At 42.2% G+C, this 2429-nt stretch carries 2 protein-coding genes; both read left to right on the plus strand.

The genetic code is table 11. The features are described 5' to 3' along the window. Positions 1-244 precede the first annotated feature (244 nt). On the plus strand, positions 245-874 hold the full coding sequence (locus U9S71_RS20780; RefSeq protein ID WP_326329778.1) for a hypothetical protein: 630 nt from the start codon (positions 245-247) through the stop codon (positions 872-874). Between the two features lie 64 nt (positions 875-938). Further along, positions 939-2141, plus strand: a complete 1203-nt coding sequence (locus U9S71_RS20785; RefSeq protein WP_326329779.1) for a hypothetical protein — start codon at positions 939-941, stop codon at positions 2139-2141. Positions 2142-2429 lie beyond the last annotated feature (288 nt).

The raw sequence follows: 2429 nt of genomic DNA on the forward strand, positions 1-2429 counted from the left end.
TATGCCGAATAAAGCAAAAAGAAGGATTAATGAATTTTTCATTGCGCTGAGAAATTCGCTTCTGCACATAATGGACGACGTACGTCCCTTGGTATCGTAAATCGTATAAAATGAACCGTTAGCACATTCAACTAAGTTCAAATGTATGTTGTTTTTCATACACTGTTGTTAAAATATTTCAGAAAAAATGTTTTTTTCTTGTGTATCATTTTTATCATTGTGCTAACCAAATAAAATTTTAGTTATGAAAAACCAACCAGACATTCTGAAGTTATCTGATGAATTGGAGACAATTATTGGTGATGAACGCTATGCATTAAAGGGTGGGTTTAATGGTGGGTATAGTGATGGATCGATGAGTGGGACGGGAATGATAACCTATTATGACGATTATGGATATAGTTTAGTATTGGAGAGCTATACAATCAGCGGATCATCGGTATTAGCCTACAAAGCCGTCGGAACTCACGACCAATTTGGACAAATTATAAGAGATCCAATTACCCAACAAATGATACCGCCAAGTGATATGAATGCGTTATCAAACTGTTTCGGGTATGCTTTGGGAGGGGGAGATTATTATTTTCTTGACCCAATCACAAAGGATCCATTCGAAAGCCAATTCGGATATGTTGCATGCAGTAAATCGGAAGCGGCTAGCGTTTTGATTTATGATGGTTCGGCCGCTGTCCATGCGGGCAAATACAATCCCGAAACCGACACCTATGACGCCAAAGGAGGAGGATCGATGTTCTATACCCGCACGGGAATGACAGAGGAAGAGTTCTATCGCCCGTACGATGACGATCCAAATAATCCAAACCCTGATTATGAAACCAGCGATGTTGTTTACTATAAAAAGATGTACTATTAGTAGGTGCATAAATCAGTAACGACCATTTCCCATAGCTGTCGTGACAATGTATAAAAGAAAGATCATGAGGCATTTGCTATTTCTCCTTTCGGTTTTAATCGGGGTGCAAGCGTGTTTCCAACAAGGAAAGTCTACCCATTCGGACTCATCCGAATTATTTCCGAATGAATACGGGACATTTGAAAAATATGCGTTTGTCGTGGATGGAGAAATTATCGAACAGCAGTTGCTGATGGACTACCCAGGTGCTATCTTGAATAAGGTTTTTCCATATGATACTACGTTAGCGGGACACGAATATCAAGGCGTGTTATATTTTCATACACCGGGACATCCCCCCGTCCATCCCGTGCCTTATGCAGATGATCCGGCCTATTTTGTCAATGGCACACAAGTCAGTCCGTTTGATGTCCGGTCGTTAATACCCGAAGCCTGCAGCCGTATCGAAAAATCAACGCGGGATACCACAATTGGTGACAAGTTTTACGCAGGTTCCCTGCATGTTGAAACCGATGAAGATTTTTTTGCCAAATACATAGCACTGCCCGAGTTCCTTGAAAGACATACTGATTTACCTCTCAACCAAATCATCGTTGATTTTCGCGGCTCCAACTACTACGATCAATCCTATGTCGGCACGGTAATCCATGATCATTTCCCTATATACCATATTAACCCGCAGAGGCTACAATCGGTAAAGATAGATCACATCTTGACTACGGATGGTGAACGATATGTTGTTCAATTGATTGATAATCGATATAATAAGGGGGGAGGTATTCGAGATAAAGGTATGTGGGCAAGCCAGCTAAAAGCAAGGTCGATTTTTGAAGATTCGGCAACAATCGGTACGGACTGTCCATGCTATGTCTCTGATTTTGTTGATACGGCTGGCCGCCATGTTTTTCACGCAACGGAGCTCGATCCGGAACCTTATCAGGGGGTAAAAGTTTACCTGAAAAAGCTATCGTCCATTATGGGGCTACCCGCCGAAAAGCCCGAAACATTAACAGTGCTAGATTCCATAGCGGTACAATTCATTGTCACCAGAATTGGGATGCTGACTGGACTTGAGGCCAACGTGCCTGATAAGCCCGGCCACGCACGTATCCTACAAGCCATAAAAATAAATTCCTGCCCTTGGTCGGTCGGGGCGTTCAGTGGGAGTCCCGTGATGACGAAGCGAAAAATAACGATATTTTACAGTAAAGATCCTAGCGGCAAAATTGTTTCGCTGGATGACCTTGAATACCGTTATGACAAATAACACTGAATATTTACACGATACAATAAGACCAACCAGTCGAAACTGTTTTAGGATTGCCAACTAGCGTCTGAGGTAATCTAGCGAACTCGAGATAACCTTTGAGATGATCTTTCTGCACGAAAGGGAGGGCTTAGTGGAGGAACATGACGACGAGTATCAGATAGGGGACAATAGTAGATAAAAAACATTGATATTATATATTCTAAGTTCTGACCCATGAATAGACGAACACATTACGCCATTATCCTTGCGGGTGGCATGGGCAATCGATTTGAGGAAAGCCTCTAC

The sequence above is a fragment of the Parapedobacter flavus genome (assembly GCF_035818675.1).
In the GTDB taxonomy this organism is placed as follows: Bacteria; Bacteroidota; Bacteroidia; order Sphingobacteriales; family Sphingobacteriaceae; genus Parapedobacter; species Parapedobacter flavus.

Coding starts and splice junctions, on each gene's coding strand:
- U9S71_RS20780 (WP_326329778.1), top strand. CDS start 245: ATGAAAAACCAACCAGACATTCTGAAGTTATCTGATGAATTGGAGACA.
- U9S71_RS20785 (WP_326329779.1), top strand. CDS start 939: ATGAGGCATTTGCTATTTCTCCTTTCGGTTTTAATCGGGGTGCAAGCG.